Annotated in this window: 21 protein-coding genes and 1 pseudogene; 7 read left to right on the top strand and 15 right to left on the bottom strand. The window is 50.4% G+C overall.

The genetic code is table 11. From position 1 onward, the window contains the following. Positions 1-29: 29 nt before the first annotated feature. The 3 genes and pseudogenes from V7D78_RS05195 to V7D78_RS05185 form a co-directional block, all read right to left on the bottom strand. On the bottom strand, positions 30-746 hold the full coding sequence (locus tag V7D78_RS05195) for a SapC family protein (RefSeq protein WP_333607373.1): 717 nt from the start codon (positions 744-746) through the stop codon (positions 30-32). Between the two features lie 437 nt (positions 747-1,183). Continuing rightward, a pseudogene (locus V7D78_RS05190) lies at positions 1,184-1,933 on the bottom strand (cupin-like domain-containing protein); the annotation flags it as partial. 64 nt (positions 1,934-1,997) lie between these two features. Beyond that, entirely contained in the window at positions 1,998-4,676 is a 2,679-nt protein-coding gene (locus V7D78_RS05185) for a TonB-dependent receptor (protein ID WP_333607371.1), read from the bottom strand. A 454-nt stretch (positions 4,677-5,130) separates the two neighbouring features. Here V7D78_RS05185 and V7D78_RS05180 point away from each other — a divergent pair, with 454 nt between their 5' ends. Further along, positions 5,131-6,150 (top strand): LacI family DNA-binding transcriptional regulator, encoded by a 1,020-nt coding sequence (locus V7D78_RS05180; protein WP_333607370.1) that lies wholly within the window; start codon positions 5,131-5,133, stop codon positions 6,148-6,150. A 50-nt stretch (positions 6,151-6,200) separates the two neighbouring features. On the opposite strand, the gene V7D78_RS05175 is transcribed toward V7D78_RS05180, so the two are convergent. After that, a complete protein-coding gene (locus V7D78_RS05175) occupies positions 6,201-7,796 on the bottom strand; it encodes an AbgT family transporter (protein WP_333607369.1) in 1,596 nt (531 codons plus the stop codon). Positions 7,797-8,142: 346 nt separating this feature from the next. Between V7D78_RS05175 and V7D78_RS05170 the strand changes: the two genes are divergently transcribed. The 3 genes from V7D78_RS05170 to V7D78_RS05160 all read left to right on the top strand — a co-directional run bounded on the left by V7D78_RS05170 (position 8,143) and on the right by V7D78_RS05160 (position 13,122). Then, entirely contained in the window at positions 8,143-8,892 is a 750-nt protein-coding gene (locus tag V7D78_RS05170) for a 3-hydroxybutyrate dehydrogenase (protein ID WP_333607368.1), read from the top strand. Positions 8,893-8,935: 43 nt separating this feature from the next. Further along, on the top strand, positions 8,936-12,427 hold the full coding sequence (locus V7D78_RS05165; RefSeq protein ID WP_333607367.1) for a PAS domain-containing hybrid sensor histidine kinase/response regulator: 3,492 nt from the start codon (positions 8,936-8,938) through the stop codon (positions 12,425-12,427). 89 nt (positions 12,428-12,516) lie between these two features. Further along, the gene (locus tag V7D78_RS05160) at positions 12,517-13,122 is read left to right on the top strand and encodes a DUF502 domain-containing protein (protein WP_333607366.1); all 606 of its coding nucleotides are present in this window, start codon (positions 12,517-12,519) and stop codon (positions 13,120-13,122) included. Positions 13,123-13,134: 12 nt separating this feature from the next. Here the strand turns inward: V7D78_RS05160 and V7D78_RS05155 are convergent, their stop codons facing one another. The 6 genes from V7D78_RS05155 to V7D78_RS05130 form a co-directional block, all read right to left on the bottom strand. After that, entirely contained in the window at positions 13,135-14,028 is an 894-nt protein-coding gene (locus tag V7D78_RS05155; RefSeq protein WP_333607365.1) for a GNAT family N-acetyltransferase, read from the bottom strand. Then, positions 13,988-15,610 (bottom strand): NRDE family protein, encoded by a 1,623-nt coding sequence (locus tag V7D78_RS05150; RefSeq protein WP_333607364.1) that lies wholly within the window; start codon positions 15,608-15,610, stop codon positions 13,988-13,990. The genes V7D78_RS05155 and V7D78_RS05150 overlap by 41 nt, the downstream gene beginning before the upstream one ends. Continuing rightward, a complete protein-coding gene (locus V7D78_RS05145; protein ID WP_333607363.1) occupies positions 15,598-16,089 on the bottom strand; it encodes a DinB family protein in 492 nt (163 codons plus the stop codon). The genes V7D78_RS05150 and V7D78_RS05145 overlap by 13 nt, the downstream gene beginning before the upstream one ends. Beyond that, the gene (gene nrtS, locus V7D78_RS05140; protein WP_333607362.1) at positions 16,076-16,324 is read right to left on the bottom strand and encodes a nitrate/nitrite transporter NrtS; all 249 of its coding nucleotides are present in this window, start codon (positions 16,322-16,324) and stop codon (positions 16,076-16,078) included. Before nrtS ends, V7D78_RS05145 begins: the two co-directional genes overlap by 14 nt. Continuing rightward, positions 16,324-17,244, bottom strand: coding sequence for an HD-GYP domain-containing protein (locus V7D78_RS05135; RefSeq protein ID WP_333607361.1), 921 nt, complete (start codon positions 17,242-17,244; stop codon positions 16,324-16,326). Before V7D78_RS05135 ends, nrtS begins: the two co-directional genes overlap by 1 nt. A gap of 68 nt (positions 17,245-17,312) precedes the next feature. After that, on the bottom strand, positions 17,313-17,462 hold the full coding sequence (locus V7D78_RS05130) for a hypothetical protein (protein ID WP_333607360.1): 150 nt from the start codon (positions 17,460-17,462) through the stop codon (positions 17,313-17,315). A gap of 94 nt (positions 17,463-17,556) precedes the next feature. On the opposite strand from V7D78_RS05130, the gene V7D78_RS05125 reads away from it, so the two are divergent. After that, positions 17,557-18,477, top strand: coding sequence for an AraC family transcriptional regulator (locus V7D78_RS05125; RefSeq protein ID WP_333607359.1), 921 nt, complete (start codon positions 17,557-17,559; stop codon positions 18,475-18,477). Between the two features lie 6 nt (positions 18,478-18,483). Here the strand turns inward: V7D78_RS05125 and V7D78_RS05120 are convergent, their stop codons facing one another. From V7D78_RS05120 to V7D78_RS05100, 5 genes are read right to left on the bottom strand one after another with little or no spacing between them, the layout of a single operon-like run. Next, entirely contained in the window at positions 18,484-19,041 is a 558-nt protein-coding gene (locus V7D78_RS05120; protein ID WP_333607358.1) for a redoxin domain-containing protein, read from the bottom strand. Between the two features lie 45 nt (positions 19,042-19,086). Beyond that, the gene (locus tag V7D78_RS05115; RefSeq protein ID WP_333607357.1) at positions 19,087-19,626 is read right to left on the bottom strand and encodes a DoxX family protein; all 540 of its coding nucleotides are present in this window, start codon (positions 19,624-19,626) and stop codon (positions 19,087-19,089) included. After that, a complete protein-coding gene (locus tag V7D78_RS05110; protein ID WP_333607356.1) occupies positions 19,623-20,417 on the bottom strand; it encodes a DNA-binding domain-containing protein in 795 nt (264 codons plus the stop codon). The genes V7D78_RS05115 and V7D78_RS05110 overlap by 4 nt, the downstream gene beginning before the upstream one ends. Beyond that, complete coding sequence (locus V7D78_RS05105; protein ID WP_333607355.1) at positions 20,404-21,276, bottom strand: DUF692 domain-containing protein; 873 nt, start codon at positions 21,274-21,276, stop codon at positions 20,404-20,406. The genes V7D78_RS05110 and V7D78_RS05105 overlap by 14 nt, the downstream gene beginning before the upstream one ends. Then, a complete protein-coding gene (locus tag V7D78_RS05100) occupies positions 21,276-21,644 on the bottom strand; it encodes a BufA1 family periplasmic bufferin-type metallophore (RefSeq protein ID WP_333607354.1) in 369 nt (122 codons plus the stop codon). Before V7D78_RS05100 ends, V7D78_RS05105 begins: the two co-directional genes overlap by 1 nt. A gap of 214 nt (positions 21,645-21,858) precedes the next feature. Here V7D78_RS05100 and V7D78_RS05095 point away from each other — a divergent pair, with 214 nt between their 5' ends. Together V7D78_RS05095 and V7D78_RS05090 are read left to right on the top strand one after the other, a co-directional pair. Continuing rightward, a complete protein-coding gene (locus V7D78_RS05095; protein WP_333607353.1) occupies positions 21,859-22,290 on the top strand; it encodes a thioredoxin family protein in 432 nt (143 codons plus the stop codon). Positions 22,291-22,292: 2 nt separating this feature from the next. Further along, positions 22,293-22,897: cytochrome c biogenesis CcdA family protein (locus V7D78_RS05090; RefSeq protein WP_333607352.1), on the top strand; the 605-nt coding region annotated here is incomplete at its 3' end.

The following is a 22,897-nucleotide window of genomic DNA, read 5'->3' as shown; positions in this document are numbered from 1 at the left end:
GTGTTTTTTAGGGTCTTGCCGCAAACAAGTTAGGCTTGCGGTTGCGGTGCCAGTTTTAACACCAGCTTCTGCGTGTGCTGTAGCGACATCAAATGAGCATAGATGGCGGTCAGGAAACCTGAGGTACGCAGTTCTAAAAATTGCTCAGCTGATAATTCGTTGAGTTTTTTCTCATCAATTAAGTGGATACCATTGATGTTGCGTTGCTCGCCGTCGATAGTCAGGGTTAACACCTGCTCTTTAAACAGATCCAGGCCTTTCAGTTTTTCCGTAAAACCACGGGTTAATTGGCTAAAATCAACAAACTCAGCCATTTGTTGCTTACGGGCAATTAAAAACTCGCTTTCGCTGCCATCAGCATTAAACAGCGGCTGGCCTTCTGTGTCATTAACATGAGCAGAGGATTCATCAATAGCCACAATCAGACGGTCACTGTCTTGTTCGGCCTGGACCAGTACCAGCGGGTAACTGCGGGCCACCCGTGGCACATACATCGCCTGCCAGTTACCGTCTTTTAAAAATAAGTTTTGCTTAGCACTTAAGCCCAACAATACTACCGGCTGATACAACTCAGTATCAGCGTTTTTGATAAAGACCAGCGGGAACTCAGCACCGGCGACGACAAATTCATGCACCACTACCGGCAGCATATGTTGATCCGCCAGATGAGTCAGTGGATTAACCAGACTGATCTTAGTGTTGGCGTGTTGTTCTTTGTTTAACCCTACCAGTTTATTTTGTTCCATATACAACTCATGTTCTGTGATTTAAGACTAGCCAAGGCCCTGCTATGGGGCTTACTGACGTACCGGCCTTATCTTGCGGTATGCGCGCCAGGGAATCAACAGCTGAACAGCATTCAGCCAGATTAAATTTGCCCTTTATCACGCTGGCTGAGCTTTTATTAAAGCTGTTGACTCAGCCACTGGCGCAGCGCCTCCAGTCGTTCTTTCGCGGGCAATTCACCAGTCTGACTACTGAGCAGTCGCTGCAGCGCAGGCAGGTTGTCAGGTAAATGCGCACAGGGATCAATGCCCTTTGCAAAAACAAAATACTGAAACATAGCCGCCCAGGCTTGACGCTCAGCAACACTGTAGTGCTGCATACTGAGCATGGTATGCAGTAAGCTGTCAAAAGCAGCCGGACAAGGCGCTTCTGCCTGCAAACTGCCACCCCACCAATAATTTAGCAGCATGCTGACATTATCCAGGGATTGCACCTGATGCCACCATAACAAGGGGATATACAGCAGATCACCAGGGCCCAGTTCGGCCTGCCAGGCCGCGGCTAAGGCCCGTCTGGCATTGGGGAAACGCGTGAAGTCTGGCTGGTTAAAATTAACCAGGCTAATGGGTGTGCCGGTTGGCGCAAAATCCAGCGCACCAGGGTACAAATCAGCTACCTGCTCTGGTGCAAACAGCATAAAACGCCGACGCCCTGCCACCACACAGGCCAGATTGTGGCCATCATCAAAATGAGCCGGTACCTGGATCTGGTTACCTAACCAGACTCTGGCAGTGGCCGGTTCAGGTAAAAATGGCATATCCAGCTTAGCTTCCAGCCCCGGCAAGCAGTGCTCCAGCCGGGCACTTTGTAAAGCCAGATGTAAGCAAGGTGGCTGTAGCTGCATTTTCAGTAACTGCGCTAACACAGCAGTTAACGGGTAGCGGCGGCGTTCAAAATTAAACCCCTGATGATCCTCAGTGTAAAAAATCCGGCCGCCGGTCTGGGGCGCCAGTAGCAACACATCAGCTTGCGATCCTTTGTCAAAAGGCTGCAGATAACGCAGTAAATCCTCAGCGCTTTGCAAAGCCGCCTGGATCAGAGGCCAGTGAGTCAGCGCCTGACGTAACACCACAGGTTTACCCTGCGGGTAGAGTTCATTAATAAATTGGCCGGCACTTATGCCGTGATACTCGGGGATAGCTTGCATAGTGTACTCCAAAAAAAAGGCTGATAAATCCCTGTATCAGCCTTTATCCAGGTAACAGTTTTACTTAGAAAGCCATACGTACGCCAGCAACAAAACGGCGGCCGTTTTCATACAACGAGAATAAACGTGCCTTATCGGTGTTATATTCTTTTACCCGCTGATCAGTCAGATTAACCGCTTCAAATGACAACACTATAGCGTCAGTCAGGTTGTAGCTGACACTGGCATCTAACTGGCCATAATCATCATTCCACAGTTCGTCACCATTCCAGTGCAGCCCCTTGTACCATTCAGTGCGGTAGTTATACATCAGGCGCGCGCTGAAGCTGTCGGTTTCATAGTAACCACTCAGGTTGTACATATGCTTGGAGGTGCCTTCTACCAGGCCAGAGCCGGGTTTTGTCAGATCCCGCTGCTCGTCACGCTTGGCCTGGGTGTAGGTGTAGTTGGCTATCACCCCATAATCGCCAAAACTTTGCTGGTAACTAAACTCCATACCCTGAGTGCGGCCACCAGGCCCATTGCTGGGGCGGGTAAAGGTGACATCGACCATTTGTTCCTCTTGTTCCCAGTAACGCTGGTCGACGAAAGTGGAGAAACTACGATAGCTTTTGACATCTTTCAGGAAATAAGTAGCAGCAAAAACAGATGACGGGTTGAAATACCATTCGTAGCTAAAATCAAACTGATCGACAATTTGCGGCATCAGCATCGGGTTACTGGCGATGCCGGTCGGTTGCGCCACATTGAGTGAGCCGTAACTGACAGAGGTCGAAATATCATTCCAGTTTTGCCGGGCCATTACTCTGGCAGCACCAAAACGTAATAATGAATCTTCCGTTAAATCAATGGCAATGTTAAAGCTTGGTAGCACTTCGCTGTAGTCGTTTTTCACTTTAACCCAGGCCAGGGTGCTCGGTGTCAACCAGTTGCGGTCTACCGTGTAAAAGCCCCAGCTATCATCTGAGAACTCATAGCCACCTGAGGTTTGGCGGGTATCGACATAACGCACCCCCAGGTTACCGCGAAAGCCATCACCGGCAAAATCACCCTGCAGATAGAGCGCAGTGATATTTTCTTCTACGGCCCAGTTTTCGGCCAGAATTAACGAACGGGCGTAATCAGCAGGCACGCCATTTAAACCGACAAAAGCAATTTCTTCCATGCGTTGACGGTTATGCACCACCTGTTGACCTAAATTGCCGTTCACCACCGCATTAACGTTTTGACTGCCACTGGTCAGATTGCACTGGGCCAGAGTCGGGCAGCTATCAAAAATATACTGCAAATATACCGGCCAATCGGGTGCCAAAGAGGCATCGGCCAGCGTATTAGGACCATGCCAGCTGTAGGCTGTTCGCCCCTGAGTCCGCTCTGCCGCGCGCAGTTTTACGCCGGTTTTTAACTGGTTAAAAATGCCATACTCCACCGGAATGCTTAAATCGAACTGGGCGTAATCTTCCTGATCGGTAGTGGGTTTTTCACCGCCCCAGATCCAACCGGCACGAAACTGCGCTGGATCAGCAGCATTCACCACAGTACTGGCGCTGGGCATGCCGGGGCGTAAGTCAAAACTATAACCTGTGGTAGCACCATATTCCCAGGAGGTTTCTCTGAGTGTGCCGCCCTTAGCGCGGGTGGTACCCAGCTGGGTATGCAATTCATAGTTTTCGGCTTTATAGGTCAGGTCAAAATCCAGGCCTTTTGTTTCAGTTGACGCAACCCGGTTAATAAAGTTATAGGCTGCGGTGCCACCGCTTGCGACCGTTCCGGCTACCACACTGTTGTCAACCCGGGTGATATCACTGAGCAAGGCCGCATTATTATTGACAAAAATTAACCAGTTAGAATTTTGGTTATTCGCATCCACTTTAGAATGCAATGCATTAATTGTCATTTCCAAATCGGCCGAAGGCGCATACTGGAAAGAGGCAAACAGGGTTTCACGCTCCCGCTGCTGTTCAAAGCGCGCTACACCGATATGACTAGGTACCCGGCTATCCAGAACCGGATTATTTGGCCACCCCAGAATTTCAAAACCTTCGCGCACCACAGAGCGGTCTTGTTTAATGGCCGATACCAGCACGCCAAAGGTCTCTTGCTCATTTTTCCAGGAATATAAGGCGGATAGTTGTGGATCCCATTTCTCGGCCATTTCTGAATACTGTGCTTCAACGGCCAGATTCAGGCTGTTGGCGTCGAGATTCAACGGCTTACGGGTGCGTAAAATCACCGTACCGCCGATTGAGCCTTCATCTATACTGGCCATCGGCGATTTATAGACTTCCAAATCAGACACCAGCGCTGAGGGCAACATGGTATAGTTAAAACTACGACCCGGATTATCCAGAATAAACCAGTCAGCGGTCGCTACGGTCTGGCCGTTTAACAGGGTGCGGTTGGTGGCTGAGCTGGCACCACGAATGGTAATTTTTTCACCTTCACCAAACTCCCGGCTAACCCCGACACCAGTAATACGTGATAACGATTCAGCCACGTTACGATCAGGAAACTTGCCGATGTCCTCTGCTGTTACCACATCCACCACTGCATCTGAATAGCGCTTGGCATTCAGGTTGGCCTGCTGTGAGGCACGAATACCGCGGATTTGAATGACTTCCAACTCGCTGGCTTTTGCCGTCTCGGTATCTTCTGCAAACACTGTGGCCGATGCCGTGACTGTTGTCGCTAATAGCGCCATTTTCACTGCCATGGCACAGCGTTTTAAATTGTTCTGCCGCATGAGCTTCTCCCTTTCCTGTTCTTGTTATCGTATCGCGTTTTGCTTTTGTCTTAATGACAACGCTGTCATTGGCGTTAAACATACACAAAAAAATGGGCAATGCAAAGTCTTTTAGATGATTTTTTCAACAATATTATTTTTGGCTAACAGCTAGCGTCTTTTGGTGCTGGCTATCCGCGATTTGCGGCTATTACTGGAAAAACCACTTTAAATAACTGATTTAATTAAATAATATAGATTTAGCGTTGCGGTCTTTTTGGCTAAGGGGTTTACTTTGCCAATTAAAAGCGAAATTTCTCATTGCCGTTTGCAGTAAAAACAGGTATCCATTATGTCAAATCTATCTAAAGAAATGACCAGCGCTGTCATTAATGCTGCTGAAATGGCCATAACCGCCGTTGGCTTTAGCCACTGAGCAAAGCGGTCAAGCGCTATGTTGACATGAGACAACACCATGAAAATTACCATAAATGATGTAGCTAAATTGGCAGGGGTATCGATTAAAACGGTATCCAGGGTGATGAATAATGAACCCTCAGTGCGCAAAGATACCTTTGATAAAGTCTCTGCGGCAATGAAGCAACTGCAGTATCAACCTAATGCGGCAGCGCGTAATCTGGCCAGTAGCCGCTCTTATAGTATTGGCTATGTGTATGACAACCCCAATGCCTATTATGTGATTGATATGCAGCGTGGTTTACTGGATGCCTGCCGTAAGCATGGCTATGAGCTGTTAATTCACCCCACTAACGCTAAAGCAACGGATATCGTGCAGGAGGTACTGGATTTGGTCGAGCGCTCGCGCTTAGCCGGCCTGGTGCTGACACCGCCGTTTTCAGAAATGCCCGACATCGCCCAGGCTTTGGATCAGGCTGGGGTGGAGTATGTGCGGATCATCTCCGGCTCTACGCCCTCGCCTAAGCTGAAAAACTGCGTGCTGATTGACGACTTTACCGCCGCCTTTAAAATTACCAACCATTTATTGGAGCTGGGCCATACGGCTATCGCCTTTTTATGTGGTGATGAGGAGCACAGCTCCAGTGGCGAGCGTTTAGCCGGTTTTCAGGCGGCGCTGGCCAAACGCGGCTTAACGGTACCCGCCGATTTTATTGTCCCCGGCAGTTATTCGTTTGAATCCGGGGTAAAAGGCGCCAATAAGCTGTTGAGTTTAAACGCTAAACCCAGCGCCATTTTTGCCTGTAACGATGAAATTGCCGCCGGCGCGCTGTTCAGTGCCCGGCTAAAAAGCATTAGCATTCCACAGCAACTGGCCATTGCCGGCTTTGAAAACAGCCCGTTTTCGCGCCAAACCTGGCCACCACTAACCACCGCCCACCAGCCCAATACCACTATTGCCATGCAAGCGGCGGAGTTATTATTTAAACACACTAAGCCCGGCCAGCAGGCCAATCTGGCAGAGCGGCAACCGGTATTTATTCCAGAGCTGGTGGTGCGAGAGTCGACCAGCGGTTAGCTTAGAGACACAAAAGGCCTGCAGAGCAGGCCTTTTTTATTCAGTGCGGTTTAACCAAACTCATAATAGGTGGGCGCATTGGGTCCCACCGGGAAGCCGAAGACGAACACCCACAGTACAAACAAGGTGGTCCAGCCGATAAAGAAGATAATCGAGTAAGGCAACATAGTAGCAATTAAGGTACCCAGCCCCATATCTTTTTTGTAGCGTGCCGCTACCGCCAGGATCAAGCCAAAGTAACTCATCATCGGGGTAATGACGTTGGTAACCGAGTCACCGATACGGTAAGCCGCCTGGATCACTTCAGGCGAGTAGCCAATGATCATCAGCATAGGCACAAAAATAGGCGCCGTTATCGCCCATTGCGCTGACGCCGAGCCGAGCATTAAATTGACAAAACCACACATGGCAATAAACAGTACAAACAGCAAAGGCCCGGTAAGCCCCAGCTCCTGCAGCACAGTGGCGCCTTTAACCGCAAACACTGAGCCCATGTTCGACCAGCCAAAAAAGGCGACAAACTGCGCAGCAAAAAACACCAGTACGATATAAAGCCCCATGGTGCTGATGCTTTTTGACATGGCATTTATGACATCTTTATCGTTGTTCATGCTGCCGACAATTTTGCCGTAGATAAACCCCGGTATCGCAAAGCTGACAAAAATAAACACCACTATGCCACGTAAAAACGGCGAGCCTTCTACCAGACCGGTTTCAGGATGCCGCAAAATGCCCCACTCTGGCACTATGCTCAGCGCCAGCAGGATAGCAATCACTAAAAACGCTAAACCGGCGCCTTTTAAGCCCAGTCGCTCCTTCGGTGTTAAGCGGTCTAACTTTTGCGCGCCCAGGTCAATAGTGGCTTCGCTCAAGTCATACTTGCCTAATTTTGGCTCCACAATTTTTTCGGTGACAAAGGCACCCAGCGCAGCAATGACAAAGGTACTGGCAATCATAAAGAACCAGTTAGCCTCAGGGCCTACCGTATAGTTAGGGTCAATCAGGTTGGCTGCAGAAGTGGTAAAACCGGCTAGCAAGGGGTCAACTGTGCCGATAAATAAGTTAGCGCTGTAACCGCCTGATACGCCGGCAAAGGCTGCAGCTAAACCGGCCAGCGGGTGGCGGCCCAACGAGTGAAAAATCACAGCAGCCATCGGGATCAGCACCACATAACCCAGCTCGGATGCGGTATTGGAAATAATACCGGCAAACACCACGGTCACGGTTACCATGCGCGGCGACGCATTCATTACCAGGCCGCGCATTGCCGCCGAGATTAAGCCGGAATGCTCGGCAATACTCACCCCCAACAGTGCCACTAATACCACGCCCAAGGGCGGGAAATTAGTGAAGTTGGTGACTAAGTTGGCGATAATGCGCTGCAAGCCTTCAACATTCATCAGGCTAACTACCCGAAGCACGCCGTCTGCGGCCCTGCCTGCTGAGCCTTCTGGTCTGGGATCCAGCGCACTGACATCAAAATAAGCGGCGATACCACTGCCAAACACCACGGCCACCGCAAAAATAGCAAACAGCGTGACCGGATGCGGTAATAAGTTACCTAACCATTCCACCGTATCAAGAAAGCGGGTGAACCAACCACGTTTTTGCTCCGCAGCCGAAGGCCCGGATCCAGAATCAGACATTGTTTATTCCTCTTGGTCACAAAGCAGGTAATGTAAAATCAGTATTACCTAAGGCTAACAGTCAGCTTTAATTAGTGTTTTTTACATTTCGGGCTATTTTTTAGCTAACAGCCCCAAAATCTACGCTTTAGTTGAGGCAAAATAGCTGCGCTCAGCCGACTTTTTTGAATATAGAGGCAAATCTATCACAGTAACGCAGCCGAGCAAAGCACCAGCCGCTGAGCTGTTACCGCTGCAGGTTAAATAACGATGACAACGTCTGAAACCAGCACCTAGCACTAAAGTACCGTTGCTGCACAGGGCTAAGTTGCCTAGCATGTGTTATACCCTTATATGGAGAAACCTGATGCGCGCACTGATAACCGGTGGTACCGGTGGTATTGGCTTTGCCATTGCCGAACATTTTGCTAAAGACGGCCATCAAGTCATACTGGCCGACTTGGATGAACGCTTGCTACAACAAAAAACCGCTGAGCTCACAGCCAAGGGCTTTGCCGCCGACTACTGCCTGTTAGATGTCTGCTGCCAAGAGGCGATTGCCCAATGCGCCGAGCGCTTTCCCGCCGATATCCTGGTCAATAATGCCGGTATCCAGCATGTGGCGCGGCTGGAAGAGTTTCCGCCGGAAAAATGGGCACAGCTCATCAGCGTAATGCTGACCGGCCCGGCCATGCTAACCCGCGCCATGCTACCGCATATGCGGGCGCAGCAATTTGGCCGGGTCATTAATATCGGCTCTATTCATGCGGTGATTGCCTCGCCGTTTAAGTCAGCCTATGTCGCAGCGAAACATGGTTTATTGGGGTTGAGTAAGGTAGTAGCGCTGGAAAACGCTGATATCAACTTTACCATTAACACCATTTGCCCGGCATATGTGAAAACGCCCTTAGTGGAGAAACAGATAGCCGCTCAGGCGAAAGAGCATAACCTGACTGAGCAGCAGGTGATTGAGCAGATTATGCTGGCTCCTATGCCACAAAAGGCCTTTATTGATGTCAGTGAAATTGCCGGGATGGCGGCCTTTTTATGCCAGGACAGCGCTAAGCATATGACAGCACAGACCTTAATCCTTGATGGTGGCTGGACAGCCCGCTAGCACAACGCCGTTAACTCAGGCACAATCAGAGCATGAGCCATTAATGACGTCAGTAGAGCAGATGATCCAAAACGGCAGCGGCATTGGTCTTGGCACCATAGCCGCCATTTCCCTGCTGTACCTGTTGGTGTTGTTTTGTGTCGGCCGCTTTGGCCGTAGAATCAATAGCAAACATCCGCTGGCGCCCTGGGTATTTAGCTTGGCGCTGTCGATTTATTGCACCTCCTGGGCCTTTTATGGCGTTACCGCCCAGGCCGCGGTAAATGGCTGGTGGATCCCGCCTACCTATATTGGTTCTTTTATCCTGTTCTGGTTTGGCTTTAAGCTGGTGGCGCGTATTGCCATTGCCTGCCGCCGCTACCGTATTACCTCTGTCGCCGACTTTATCGCTACCCGTTTTGGCCACTCCAGAGCGCTGGCGGTATTGATCACCTTAATGCTGATCATGGCGGTGATCCCCTATATAGCGCTGCAATTACATGCGGTATCGACCAGTATTAATACGCTGGTATCATCTAATGCCGCTGATCACTGGTACACCGATACCGGGCTCTATGTCAGTTTATGGATGGCAGTATTCGCCATGCTGTTTGTCAGCCGCAGTGCCAAAGCGCACCAACCGAACCCCGGCCTGATGACGGCTATTGCCTTTGAATCCCTGGTAAAATTACTGGCACTGCTGGCCATTGGCGCCTTTGTGGTGTGGGGCATGTTTGATGGTTTTGGCAGCATTTTTGACAGCGCCGCTGAGCATCAGGGACTGGCGCAACTGCAACAACGGGCCTTACCGACTCATGCCTACTGGCTGCATGTGCTGCTGGGCTTTGCCGCTACCCTCTGTTTGCCCAGGCAGTTTCACGTGACCTTTGTTGAAAACCAGCATCTGGGCCATTTGCGCAGCGCCCGTTGGATTTTTCCGCTGTATTTGTTACTGATGAGCTTGTTTACATTGCCGCTGGCCTTAGCCGGCGTGATGCTGCTGGGCGATAACGCCAATATTGATTTAGTGGTGTTGCAACTGCCACTGGCGGCCAACCGCACCGATATAGCCCTACTGGCGTATCTGGGCGGTTTTTCAGCCGCCACCAGCATGGTGGTGGTGGCCACCTTAGTGCTGGGTATTATGATCACCAATGAATTACTGGCGCCGCTACTGTTTCGCCGCTCGCAATTACAACCGGCCAAAGCAAACCCGATTAAAGTGGCCACCTTAAGGCGCAGTGCCATGTTAGTGGTACTGGCCTTTGGCTTTATTTATTATCGCTTTATTGGCACCGACACCGGCCTGGCGCAACTGGGTTTAATGGCTTTTGCACTGATTGCCCAGCTGGCACCGGCCTTAATATTGGGCTTGCTGTCGCGCAAGGTAAACCGGCAAGGCGCTATGGCGGGCCTGATCAGCGGCACTGTGCTCTGGCTTTATATATTACTGCTACCTGAGCTAAGCCGCGCCGGCCTTATCGGCAATCAATGGTTAACCCAGGGCCCCTTTGGCTGGCAACAACTGGCACCACAGCAATTATTTGGCTGGAGCAGTGATGCCATCACCTTAGGTGTACTGGTCAGCCTCAGTGTCAATTGCCTGATGGTGTTAATTGTCAGCCAGCTGAGCCGCACTGGCATCAGTGAATGGTTAGAAAGTGGCCGTTTTTTACGCCAGCAACAATTAAGCCAGCCAGCACAGCAACAACAACTGACTATTCAGGATTGTTTTTTACTGGTAAAACGCTTTGCCGGTGAGCGGGAAGCACTGCGCATGCTGCAGCGTAACCTGCGCGATGCCGACATGGAAAGGCAGCGGCTGGCACCGCCCAACCTGTTACAGGCGGCAGAGCGCAGCCTGGCGGCGGTAGTCGGTGGCACCTCGATGCGCTTGATCATGGATGCCGGTGGCCGCCATGCCAGGCTGCCGATGGAAACCGTAGAGCGCTTTGTCGATGAAGCCAGCCAGGTGTTTCAGTTTAATCAGGGCTTATTATTGTCTACCATCGACAATATCAGCCAGGGGATCAGTGTGGTCGATGCCGACTTACGGCTGATTGCCTGGAACCAGCGCTATATTGACATGTTTAACTACCCTGCCGGCATGGTGGAAGTTGGCATACCAGTGGCGGAGCTGATCCGCTTCAACCTGCAGCGTGGCCTGATTGACAGTGAAAACATTGAACAGGAAATTGATAAACGCTTAAGTTATTTAAAAACCGGCAGCAGCTATAAATTTCAGCGCCAGCAACAAGATGGCCGGGTGCTGGAGATGCAGGGCAACCCCTTACCTGGTGGCGGCTTTGTTACCACCTATACCGATGTCAGCTCATTTATCGCCGTACAAACTCAGCTGGAGCAAAGCAATGTGCTGCTGGAGCAGCGGGTTAGCGAGCGCACCACTGAGCTACAGCAGTTAAACCAGCAACTGCAGCTGACCCAGCAACAACTGGAGGCCAGTACCGCCGCCAAAACCCGTTTTTTTGCCGCGGCCAGCCATGATTTAATGCAACCCTTTAACGCCGCGGCATTGTTTGCCGGCCTGTTAAAGCAAAAAGCTAATAATGCTGAAATGCAGCAATTGAGTCAAAATCTCAGCAACTCGCTTAATTCAGCCGAAGAGTTACTGACCGCTATTCTGGATCTCACCAAGCTGGATTCGGGCGTCATTAAAGCACATCATCAGCCGGTGTCGCTCGGTCAGTTACTGGATGACATTGCCCGCGATGCCACGGTATTAGCCGAAGAAAAACAGCTGCAGCTGCACTATATTCCAAGCAAACTCTACGTTTACAGCGACCGCAAATTGTTAAAACGGGTAGTGCAGAATTTGCTGGCCAATGCCGTGCGCTACACCCAGACCGGCAAAATAGTATTAGGGATAAAACGCCGTGGCCAGCAACTGCAACTGTGCGTAGTGGATACCGGTGTGGGTATTGCCCCCGCCGATCAGCAACGCATTTTTGAAGAATTTCAGCAAGGCAGTCAGCCTGATCAAAAAGGCCTTGGGCTGGGACTGGCGATTGCCCATCGCATCAGCAGCATACTGGGCCACAGCCTTGAGGTGCAATCTGTACCGGGTAAAGGCAGTTGTTTTAGTGTGATGCTGCCACGCGCAGCCAGCGAGCCGCAAAAGCCGCAAGACCAGGCAAGTCACGCCAGTACAGCCGATATCAGTGCCAGCTTTGCCGGTAAACATATATTATTGCTGGATAACGAGGCGCATTTATTAAGTGCCGTCAGTGCCTTGTTACAAAGCTGGCAGTGTCAGGTGATGGCAGTCAGCACACCGGCTGAGGCGCTGAAGGCTATCCAGCAAGGTTTTAAACCGCAGTTATGTTTATTTGACTATCATCTGGATAATGCCGCTACCGGTGTGCAGGTAGCACTGCAATTAGCCGAGCATTTTGCCATTAATGTGCCGGTGATTATTCATTCGGCCGATCATGATCAGCACATTCGTGAACTGGCATTAAACAGCGGCTTTTATTTTCTGTTAAAGCCGCTGAAACCTGCGGCGCTCAAGCGCTTATTCCAGCGCTTGCTACGTTAAAAACCCTTATCAATGGCGCTGGCTAACTCACAGGCATAGCTGTTATGCTGCTGCGCATTACAGTTCGCAGCCAGCATTTCGGAACAATGATGAAAGTTATTATTAAAAGCCTATTAAAAGGCCTGGTGATTATTCTGCCTTTGGTGATCACTATTGAGCTGCTTCGCTGGTTGCTGCAAACGGTAGAGGCCTGGCTGGCACCCTTGCTGCAACTGGTACTGCCGGGCGAATGGTACCTGCCGGGCATGGCGATACTGGGTTTTGTACTAGTTTGTATTGGCGTCGGTTATAGCTCGCGCTGGCCCAGTTTTGATTGGCTATGGCAGTTACCGGGTAAAATTTTAATGCTACTGCCCGGCACTAAGCAGGTGTATGGCATGCTACAAGACATTATTGACGTGATGTCTGGCAAAAACTTTGCCGATGGCTCAGTGGTGATGGTGAAATTACCCTCAACAGAAATTGAGCTGATTGGCATAGTGACTAAACAAGGGGGCAATGCCGGCGACCGCATGTCGGCATTAATGCAGGAAGAGCAGCTGGCGGTGTTTATCCCTATGGCCTATAACGTCGGCGGTTACACTATTATCATACCACGCAGCTGCACCCGCAATATTGAGATGAAACCGGCAGAGGCTTTGCAACTGGTGCTCAGTGGCGGCTTAGGAAGCGCTAAAGGGCCTGGTAAAATCTAAGGGAGCCTTTTTTCAGCTTAAAAAGCGCTCCCGAATAACACCACTCACCGCAGCCAGTGGCACGATAATACTCAACTCATAAGCCTGGCCAAAATCCGCATCCAGCGCAGCATCGTCAAACCAGATGGCATTACCGACACTGAGGTAAGATTGCAAAATGGGTGGTAATCTGCAGCCAAGTGGTTTAAGTCGTTGCTGCAGCTGCCTGATCCGGCTGTTGGCATCGAGTTGTTTCCACTGGCTAAAATCAGCATCTGCGGCTGGCTGATAGGCTAAGCCGGTTTTGGCCATGAGCATCGGCTCTGCTGGCCGGTACAATTGCTGACAGTATTGCACCATAAAGGCTATAGCCTCTGCGCCAAGGCTCTGATATAACGAAACATTACCAAAAAAATACGCTAAACCCGGGTATAACTGAGATAAAGCACCCAAGCCTGCCCACAGCGCATAAAAACCCAGTAATGCGGCTTTGGCATCTGGGTTAACCACCGAGCGCCCAAGCTCAATACTGTAAGGCAACACTTGTTGTTTAAAGGCGCTGCTGTAATGAAATAACTGGCTGGTACGTAAAATATCAACACCAAAATGTGCTGCTTGCCAGCCTAACTGATAGCGGTACATCGCCACCAGCTCAAGACGCTTTGGATCCCATACCAGTAATTGGTAATAGGCGGCCTCGCCATAGTCTAAGGCATCCAGATCCCGCTCCATGTTGCGACCAGCACCAGCGCGGCGAAAGATCAGCTCTCTTAAGCGGCCAATTTCCAGCATAGTCACCGGAATGTCTGACGCCTGAGCATTAAACACCTGCAAACCGCGGGCGCTGGCAATAGGGCTGAGAGCCGCTAGCTCGCGCTGAATAAGCTCAGCCGGCTCTGCGGCTGCAACTGGGTTTAACAGCGTCATTCGATGTCTCCTGATAAATGTCTGGTAATTGATAACAGCGACGCTTTAGCCAGCGCATACGTTGCTGATCAGTCTCTGCTAACGCATCAAGTTCAATGCTATGCATAGGAATATCGACAAAGAGTTGCGGCTGTTTAATGCTGGGTTTTAACATTTCCCGCACCAGCAATAGCATTTCAATATTTGTCGTAATACCCAGCTTTTGCCGCAGCCAGGCCAGGGTATAAAACCAGCGTGAATTGCGGCTGGCTAAATGCAATACCGTTAAGCTGCGCTGCTCACGCCGGGCCAGAGTAACTGCTAACTTTGCCCAAGGGCCGTCATCTAACTTGCCTTGTTGATAGCGGGCAGTGCGCCCCGCCGGAAAAATTAATAAAGGGGCATCACTGGCAAAAGCGGCTTGCACGGCTGGCAAGGCATCTTTAGGTTTGGCGAATACCGGCACTGCCACCAGGCGCTCAGCCAACTGCTGCACCTCGCCCAGCACCTGATTAGCCAGTACCCGTAAATCCGGATAGCGCTTTTGCAACAAGCTAATCAGCATTAAGCCGTCAATACCGCCTGTAGGATGATTACAGATAAACACCGGCCGACTGGCGGGCGTGGGCCAGCGACAAGCGATAACCTTTAGCTCTAGCGCCAAACGCTGTAAAGCATCATCGCAAAACCGTTCTGCCGGCTGGGTATTTAATTGCTCCAACCCCTGATTCAGGCTGCTCTCTGCCAACAACCACTTTAATAAGCCCAGTTGCCAGGGTTTAAGCTGGTGATATAACCCAGGGTTGTATTGCTTAAATAGCGCGCTCACGTCTAGCTGGCTGCTAAAGGTTTGCAACACCGGATTAGCCGAGGTCAGCGTCAGTACCTGGCGGGCATCAGCTTGTCGGCTCTGTATGGCTGACAGATGCAAAGCAGGATGGCCGTCCCAGTACTCCATACACAGGCTGTCCTGTGCCACTGTTACCCGCGTCAGACTGACTGTTTGTACTTGCTGGCGCTGCATAGCAATACCACTAAAGGCATGAAAAGGTTTAGCCTGTTGATGTAAACGCCATTGGGTGTCAGCTGAGGGAGATGCCGCCATCGCCTTGCGCCAATAGCGCTGCCTTAGCCAGGGAATAACCCTGGGAAAAGCACTGGACGTCGATAGCGGTGAGCTGATGCTGGCACTGTGCCTTAGCTCGCGGCCGTTCCAGTGCCAACTTAACGGGTTTTGCCGGCCGACAAACAGCAGTAACCTGAAGGGCGCATAGCCTTTTAGTTGTTCTGCCTGCAGCAGCATATCGAGCTTTTGCCAATCGCCACTTTTTGCCAACGCACTAACCAGCAAGCCACGACTGGTTTTTAGTGCCGGCAGTGGCTGATAGGTGGCGGTATAATCATTAAGTAAACAACACAGCCAACCTTGATCATTAGCGGCTATCCAGCTACCCCCGCCATCGGGATCCAAAGGCATCAATACTTGCAAGCCGTTATGCTGGTAAATTTCAGGCAGTCTGGCTTGCGAGCGGCCTTTTTGCTCATCCCGGTTAAAGACAATGTGCATTTGTTCATCTTGATACCACCAGCTTAAGGTGCACATTGTTGCTGATACTCCTGGGTTGAACTGTGCACACCGGCCTCCATTGGCCAGTCGTAGCCTAAAGGCTCCATCTGGGCATGAATCAATGCCAGATGATGCACGGCATGGCTGGCAACAAAATCCAGCTCACGCTGCAAACTGGTGTAAGTGTTGCCTTCAGCAAATTGATAGTTAAGCTGCTTATCCAACTCATCAGCTTGTATAGTATGCAACCAGCTTTGTAAACGCTCTATCCAGTGCTGTGCTTTTAACGGGTCGCTTTGCGCCCCCTGATCGCGCATGCGCAGCCGGTAATCCAGCTGTTTACTGTCTGCGGCCAGCTGCAACTGCTGATAATGATCCAGTACATGCCGGACATGTTTACCCACCGAAGGTTGCCCGGGCCAGTCTTTTATCTGGCAGTAATGTTCAGGTTGTACCTGCTGTACAATCAGACTCAGTAAATCCAACTGGTGCAGATTTTGTTCAATCGGCGTCATGCAGCATTGTCCCGTGACTGGTTAAATCATTTACCCGCTGTTTAGCGGCACTGTAACTAGCAACCGAAAAGGGCACCAGATAATTAAGCAGGGCCAGGCCAAAGCGCCAGGGAGCGTCGCCTGTAATGGCATCCCATTGATTGATCAGGTTCAGTAAAGTCCCCACTACCAAAGCAACATTAATGGCATTTTTTACCACTCCAGCATGACGAAGTTGCAGTAATAAGGCGTTCATCAACGGCTAAACCTTATTAACTGCTCCATCGGAATATGTGAAATGGAGTCTTCTATCATGCGTTTAATTAAAACATTATCGGCTTTGGGTTGCCATGCTGCCGGAGCAACCTTTTTGCCCGTAGGCTTTACCGACCAGTGCTTATCCTGTTCACATAACATCATTTCACTGTGACACACACCACATGCCAACAGATCTCCGGCTTTGTTTTCACTTTGTTGCAGCACCGTCGGGCCACAGTGCGGGCATATATGTAAGGGTATACCATCATCACTGTGGCCCATAATGGCATCCAGCTCACCCTGCTCGGCCAGCGCGAGAAAATGATTGCACCAAAACTGATTAAACTGTTTTCCAGCTTCAGCACGCAGGATAGCCAGCACTTTCTCCAGTGGCATTGGCTTACGATAAGGCCGTAAGCTGGTCATAGCATCAAAAGCGTCGCAAATACCAATAATAGCCGCATCGATTGGGATCATGCTGGCACTTAAGCCGTGCGGATAGCCTCGACCATCCGGTCTCTCGTGGTGTAATTCGACTGCAGCAGCGACCAGATGCCCTAGCGGATGCCCGGCTAGCATCCGCCCCCCTGCAGCCGGGTGCGTCTGAATAATTTCAAACTCACTCTCATCCAACTTGCCGGTTTTATTCAAAATAGCGTCCGGTATGGCAACTTTACCCAGATCATGCAGAAAGCCGCCCAGTGTCACCCGGGCCACATCTGGCGCAGGCAAACCACCCGCTTTGGACACTAAATTGGCATAGCGCGATACCCGCCATAAATGGCCGCCAGTATAAGGGTCTTTTGCCTCGACAAACCAGGCCATCACCATCAGGCTAGCAAGCAGATCTTTGCTTAATTGACCTGTATCGTCGGGCAAGGCCCTTTGCGCATGATATTGTTGAAACCACCTGAGCATAACAACCCCCTGTTGCCCGTTAATAGTTACTAATATTTTCCATTAAATTTAAGCATCTTAGGGATATACTACCCCAGGACTGCATCGGCATTAACCAGTTCATTGTTAAGCACGTCTATATTAACTAAGCGAGCAAAGCTAAAGCCTTGTCCCTGTAGAAAAGGCGGCATCTCACTGACGATAAAAAGGTGCGGTCTGGCTGGTAAGATATGTGGCATGGTGTTTCCTGAGGTTAATTTCTAGTTGCAATGCCCACAAAAGGCCTTAGACTGTTTTCTTCACCTAGCTTAGGAAGTTCTGCAGCTGTCAACAATGACCAAAACACCGGCGCTATCCACCGAAACACCCGAACCATTAGAACAGCTGCTGGCTCAGCTGGCATTTGGCTCTGAGTTACATTTTGAATCGGGCTTTTGTGATCACTGGAATTTGCTCACCAGTAAATCAAACAAGGCCGCTTTGCATGTGGTCACGGCCGGCCGCTTGTGGATGGCGATACCCGGGCGTTTGCAAGAGCAGGTGCAGCTGGAGGCCGGCGATGCTATTTTTTTCAGCCACAGTTTCCGGCACTGGCTAAGTGATAGCCCCGTTGATGAGCAGACCAGCGAAGTCGACTTTGCTAATTTTTGCGTGCCAGACCATCTGGAGCGCGGCCTGGTGTGTTATGACATAGCGGTAGAATCGCCGCTCACGGCCAATTTATTTCAGGTGATGCCCGATTACATTTATTTACCCGCCAGCCAGCAATCAGGCAGGCTCAGCCCGTTAATTCAATTGATTCGCCAGGAAGCGCAAGCGCGCCAACCCGGATATCAGGCTGCTATCAGCCGGTTAAGTGATGTGGTGGTGCTTCATTTATTACGCCAGGTGTTAAGTGACGACAGTATGCAGCAGGGATTGCTGGCGGCATTAAAAGATCCGGCGCTGCGCCGGGTAATGATGGCTATTATGGAAGATCCGGCCGCCGACTGGACGGTTGACAGCATGGCCGCACTGGCTTATTTATCAAAAAGTGCCTTTGCTGAACGCTGCCACAAAGTAATGAATATGACCGCAAAAGCCTTGCTGGATAAGCTCAGGCTGCAGCGCTGCCGTTATCTGCTTATCCATACAGAGCTGAGCCTGGAACTTATTGCCGAGCAAATTGGTTATCAGTCGGCAACGGCATTTATCCGCTTTTTTAAGCAACATGAAAGCTTATCGCCCGGCGAATTCAGAGCGTTGCATAGCTAATCGCTGTCAGCCGCCCCCTGATGCGCGCGTTTCAGACGCTGAAAAGGATTTAACCCGCTCAAATGGCAAATGGTCGCCTTCGTCGCTGCCGTAATACGCCATAATGATACGCCCACTGCGGTCGATAAGAAAATCTGCTGGCATAGTGGTCATGCGGCCTTTGATGCGCAGCGGCAGATAACCGCGCATCATCGCCCTAAGCATAGTCGGCATGCGGAACAACATGCCCTTCACCACGCCCAGTAGTGAATATTCAATACCGTATTCCTGATAGAAATGATTGTTCTCATCTGCCAGTACTGCAAAAGGTGCATGATGAGGGTTGGCATGACGCTGCAGATTATCCAGCGGCGAGTCAAATACCGCGACAATAGTGAAGTCGTCGGCAAATTCATTGAAGCGGGTCACCAGTTCATGCATTCGCAGATTGCAAAACGGACAACTGGCAAAGCGAAAGAAAGACAGCATAAAAGGTCGCCCCTCCAGACTTCTCGTGTCAAACAGCTGACCATCAAGCGCTGGCAACACGACGTGCGTCAGCTTATCTCCGGGTTGACGTTTCATGACATAACTCCTTTTAGTAATTTTTAGTTAAGTGCAACTGAAGCATTACGACCGTTTTTCAAGCCCCAGCCAGCGATCCAGCGAAAACAAGCCAGGGCCGCGCGCGATCAACATCAATAATAATGCCGCCCACCAGGCCGCAGGATTCCAAAAATGTGCCCAATCCGGATAAACGGCAAACTGAATAAAAAGGGTCATGCCCAGTAAACCCAATGCAGCAAAACGGCTAAATAGTCCCAGGATTAATAGCAATGGCAGCAGCACTTCCACCACACCTGCAGTTATTGCCATAGTTTCAGCCAGCCATTGACCGAAAGAGCCCTCACTGTACTCCAGTGTTTCGGCGTTACACAGTAACAAAGCACCCGGTCGCACAGGATCAGGGCAGAAAAACTCGTACATGAAGAGTTCATATTTATTAACGTCAAACTGCAAAAAGCCATCCCACTTGGATACACCAGATTGAAAAAATACCCGCGCAACCAATAAACGCATGGCCAACAAAGCCAGTGGCTCCAGCCAACGATTCAGCAGAGACGTTAACTGCTGATACCGCATCTGAAACGATGAAAATACACCCATCATATAACTCCTTTATTTGCTGACGTCAGACACAGCAACCCCTGATTTAACAGCCCGGCAAAGCTGTCACTTACATCAAATTCTTCATCCACAGTTAACGCAGCTGTTGCTGCCTGTTCTAAACCATGGTGCTGAGACAATTCAGCAATAAAAACCCACTCGGCTGCAGAAAGTACACGGTATTGCAACTCATGATTAGAATGACGCCAGAGTAAGCGCCGACCAGGTGACAAGAAAACCGGTGCATGGTTAGGCTGATTCAGATCATCACGCTTTTGCAACCAGAGATCCCAAACATCAAAGCGGGTTTCAAGCAGCTGAGCCGATGGGTGCAAACCAAGCTGCAACATCTGAATATCCAGGCCATCATTCACTAGTGCAGCAATATCCTCGGCAGAAACAGCCAGCTGATCTTCTGCCAATACACTGTTTAACCAACAGCGTTCCAGCCTGGCTAACTCACTCAGCCATGGGCACTGGTGTCGGGCTAACTGTGCTTCCAGCCAAGCTGGGAATTGTTGGCCATACCAGGCCAACAGCGAATGAGTAGGCCGATGCGCAAGCACATAATCACGAGCCAGCTCACGAAACTGTTTGCCAGCTAACACCGAGCCGCTAACCGGAAAATTGTCTGCTAAAGCCTGCACGGTTGCCTTCATACTGCTATTTCGATAGATCTGCAATCGTCGCCAGAGCACAGGATCGTTCTGTAACCAAGGAGCAAGGTGAGACGCATCTGCACCTTGCAGGTACGCCATAAACTGTTGCTGAAATGGTGAGCTACCCTTTGGCATTAACCCTCTCCATAAAAGGGCTTAACACAGCCTGTACATGCATCCGCTGTTGCAATAGCTCAGCCAATGCAGGAACACGGTCATCCCACTCTAACAACACTGGCCTGGCTCCAAAACGCTTTAAAGCGTAAGCCAGTAGTTCAAGAACAGCCTGATTCGGAGCATGATCATGGCTATCAATTAAAAGATTGTCACCTTCAATCGGATCAGCTGAAAAGCCAGCAATATGTAATTCACCTACTAGCTTCACTGGGATTTGATCAATGTATTGCCTTGCATTCACACCACTATTGTTCTGACTAAGGTATAAGTTAGTAATATCTAACAACAAACCACAGCCGGTGCGTTGCGTTAATTCCACCATAAAATCGGGTTCGTGCATGTCATGATTAAACCCGAGGTAATGGGTAGGGTTTTCGACCAAAATGGCCCGGCCGATGGCCTCCTGGTATTGCTGTACTCCCCGAATTAATTGCTGCAAAACCGATCTTGTTCGGGGAAAAGGCAATAAATCAGCAAAGTAGGCCTGCTTTAATCCTGACCAAACTGCATGCTCTGATACCAATGTGGGTTTGATATGCTTTACCAAAGAAGCAACCCATTGCAAATGCTGAGTATTGATGGGTTCCGGGCCCGCTAAAGAAGCACCCACACCGTGAAAACTCAATGGATAGCGTTCCGCTAACGCTTGCAGGGCAGCTAACCTGGCCCCGCCTACACCGCAGAAATTTTCAGTATGAACTTCATACCACATGCCCTGTACCTTATCCGTTAATACGTCAGGATAATGCTGCAGTTTAAAACTAACCCCGGTGCTAAGCACCGAGGTTGGCAAAGCGTTTGCATCGAAATCAGCCATTAGGGATTGTTGCGATCTAATTCGGATTTAGATGCCGGGCCATGAGGTGTCACAACATACTCACAAACTCCACGTGGTGTATTTGTCCAGGCGTTGCCCTGAAAATCTACTGTGGATGTCCCCTCGCAGCTGGTACCGGCACCCGCCCTGCAATCATTTTGCCCTGCCAAAGCAATGCCATAGCATTTATCACGACGGCCAAGCACCCGCTCACCCGCCATCCACTTTCGGAAGTCTTGCTGCACACCTTCAGGCGCATTGTCAGCTAAGCTTAATTGAGCATTGGGAGCCGCTTGTGCCGCTCCAGCCACACTGGCCATAGCAACCCCCGCCAGTAGGAGTTTGGTTAAATTTGGTTGTGCCATCATGTCATCCTCTTAGTTATAGACCTTAATAAGATTAGCAGTGACAAGTTCCGACAGCACTGACCAAAACACCGGCGCAATCGACTAATTCACCTTTAAAAAGAAAACCTGGCACTCCGGTGTTTTGGTTGATCACACCGTTGCTTTGGCTGATGTTCACGTTGCCAACCTTCTTTACACTGGCGCAGTCATTTGACGTAACTGAAGAGGAATACTGATGAAAACTATTATTACTGTATCTATTGCCGCGGTGGCGCTGTTAGCGGCTGCCTTCTTTATATTTAATCCGGCCAATGCGAACACTGAGCATTTAGATAAGCATATTCAAGCCTTTACTGCCGAAGCATTTAAACAGGCACAGGCCGAAAACAAATTAATTTTAATTGATGTCTATGCGCCCTGGTGTCCCACTTGTCGTCGCCAGCATGCGGTGTTGAACGACTATTTCGCGGCCAATCCAAACAGCAACATTCAGGTGTTTCAGGTTGATTTTGACAGTCAAAAAGACTGGGTTACCCATTTTAAAGCACCGCGTCAATCTACGCTGGCGCTGTATCAGGGTTATGATCAACTGTGGTTTAGTGTGGCACAAACCAAGCAAGACACTATTTTTGCCGAGCTAAAAAAACACGATCAGGGCGCTGAGTAATCATGGAATTTACCGCCATTCCGCTGGCGTTGTTAGCAGGCTTGTTAAGCCTGCTATCGCCTTGCGTGCTACCAATGATCCCGGCTGTCACCGCCTCAGCCATGCGGGCGTCTAAAACCGGTGTCTGGTTTTTAGCGGCTGGTTTGGCTTTCACCTTTGCGCTGGGCGGCTCGCTGCTCACTTATTTACTTCTCAGTGCCGGCTTGTCACCCGATGTCATGCGCACCTTTGCCGCCGGCTTTATGCTGGTGATGGGCTCAGTGCTGGTGGTGCCATGGTTAAATCAGCAGTTCACGCTATTGCTGTCTCGCCTTACTAGCCGTTTACCCTCAGGCGGCCAGGTGGCAGACTCGTCAGACAGCCCGGCGTTTCAGTTTATCATTGGCGGATCTTTGGGCCTGGTCTGGCTGCCCTGCGTTGGCCCGACACTAGGTGCCGCTATCGCCTTAGCGTCTACCGGCGATAGCATGCTGATGTCATTTACTGTGATGCTGGCCTTTGGCCTGGGTACTGCCCTGCCTTTAGTGGGTCTGGGGTATGCCGCGGGTACCAGGCTAAATACCTTACGCGCTTCCGGTAAAATTGGCCGCTTACTACTGGGCTATGC

This window comes from Arsukibacterium sp. (genome assembly GCF_036735525.1).
GTDB lineage: Bacteria > Pseudomonadota > Gammaproteobacteria > Enterobacterales > Alteromonadaceae > Alishewanella.
The sequence above is the reverse complement of the archived record's forward strand: the minus strand, read 5'-3'. Positions and strand labels throughout refer to the sequence as shown.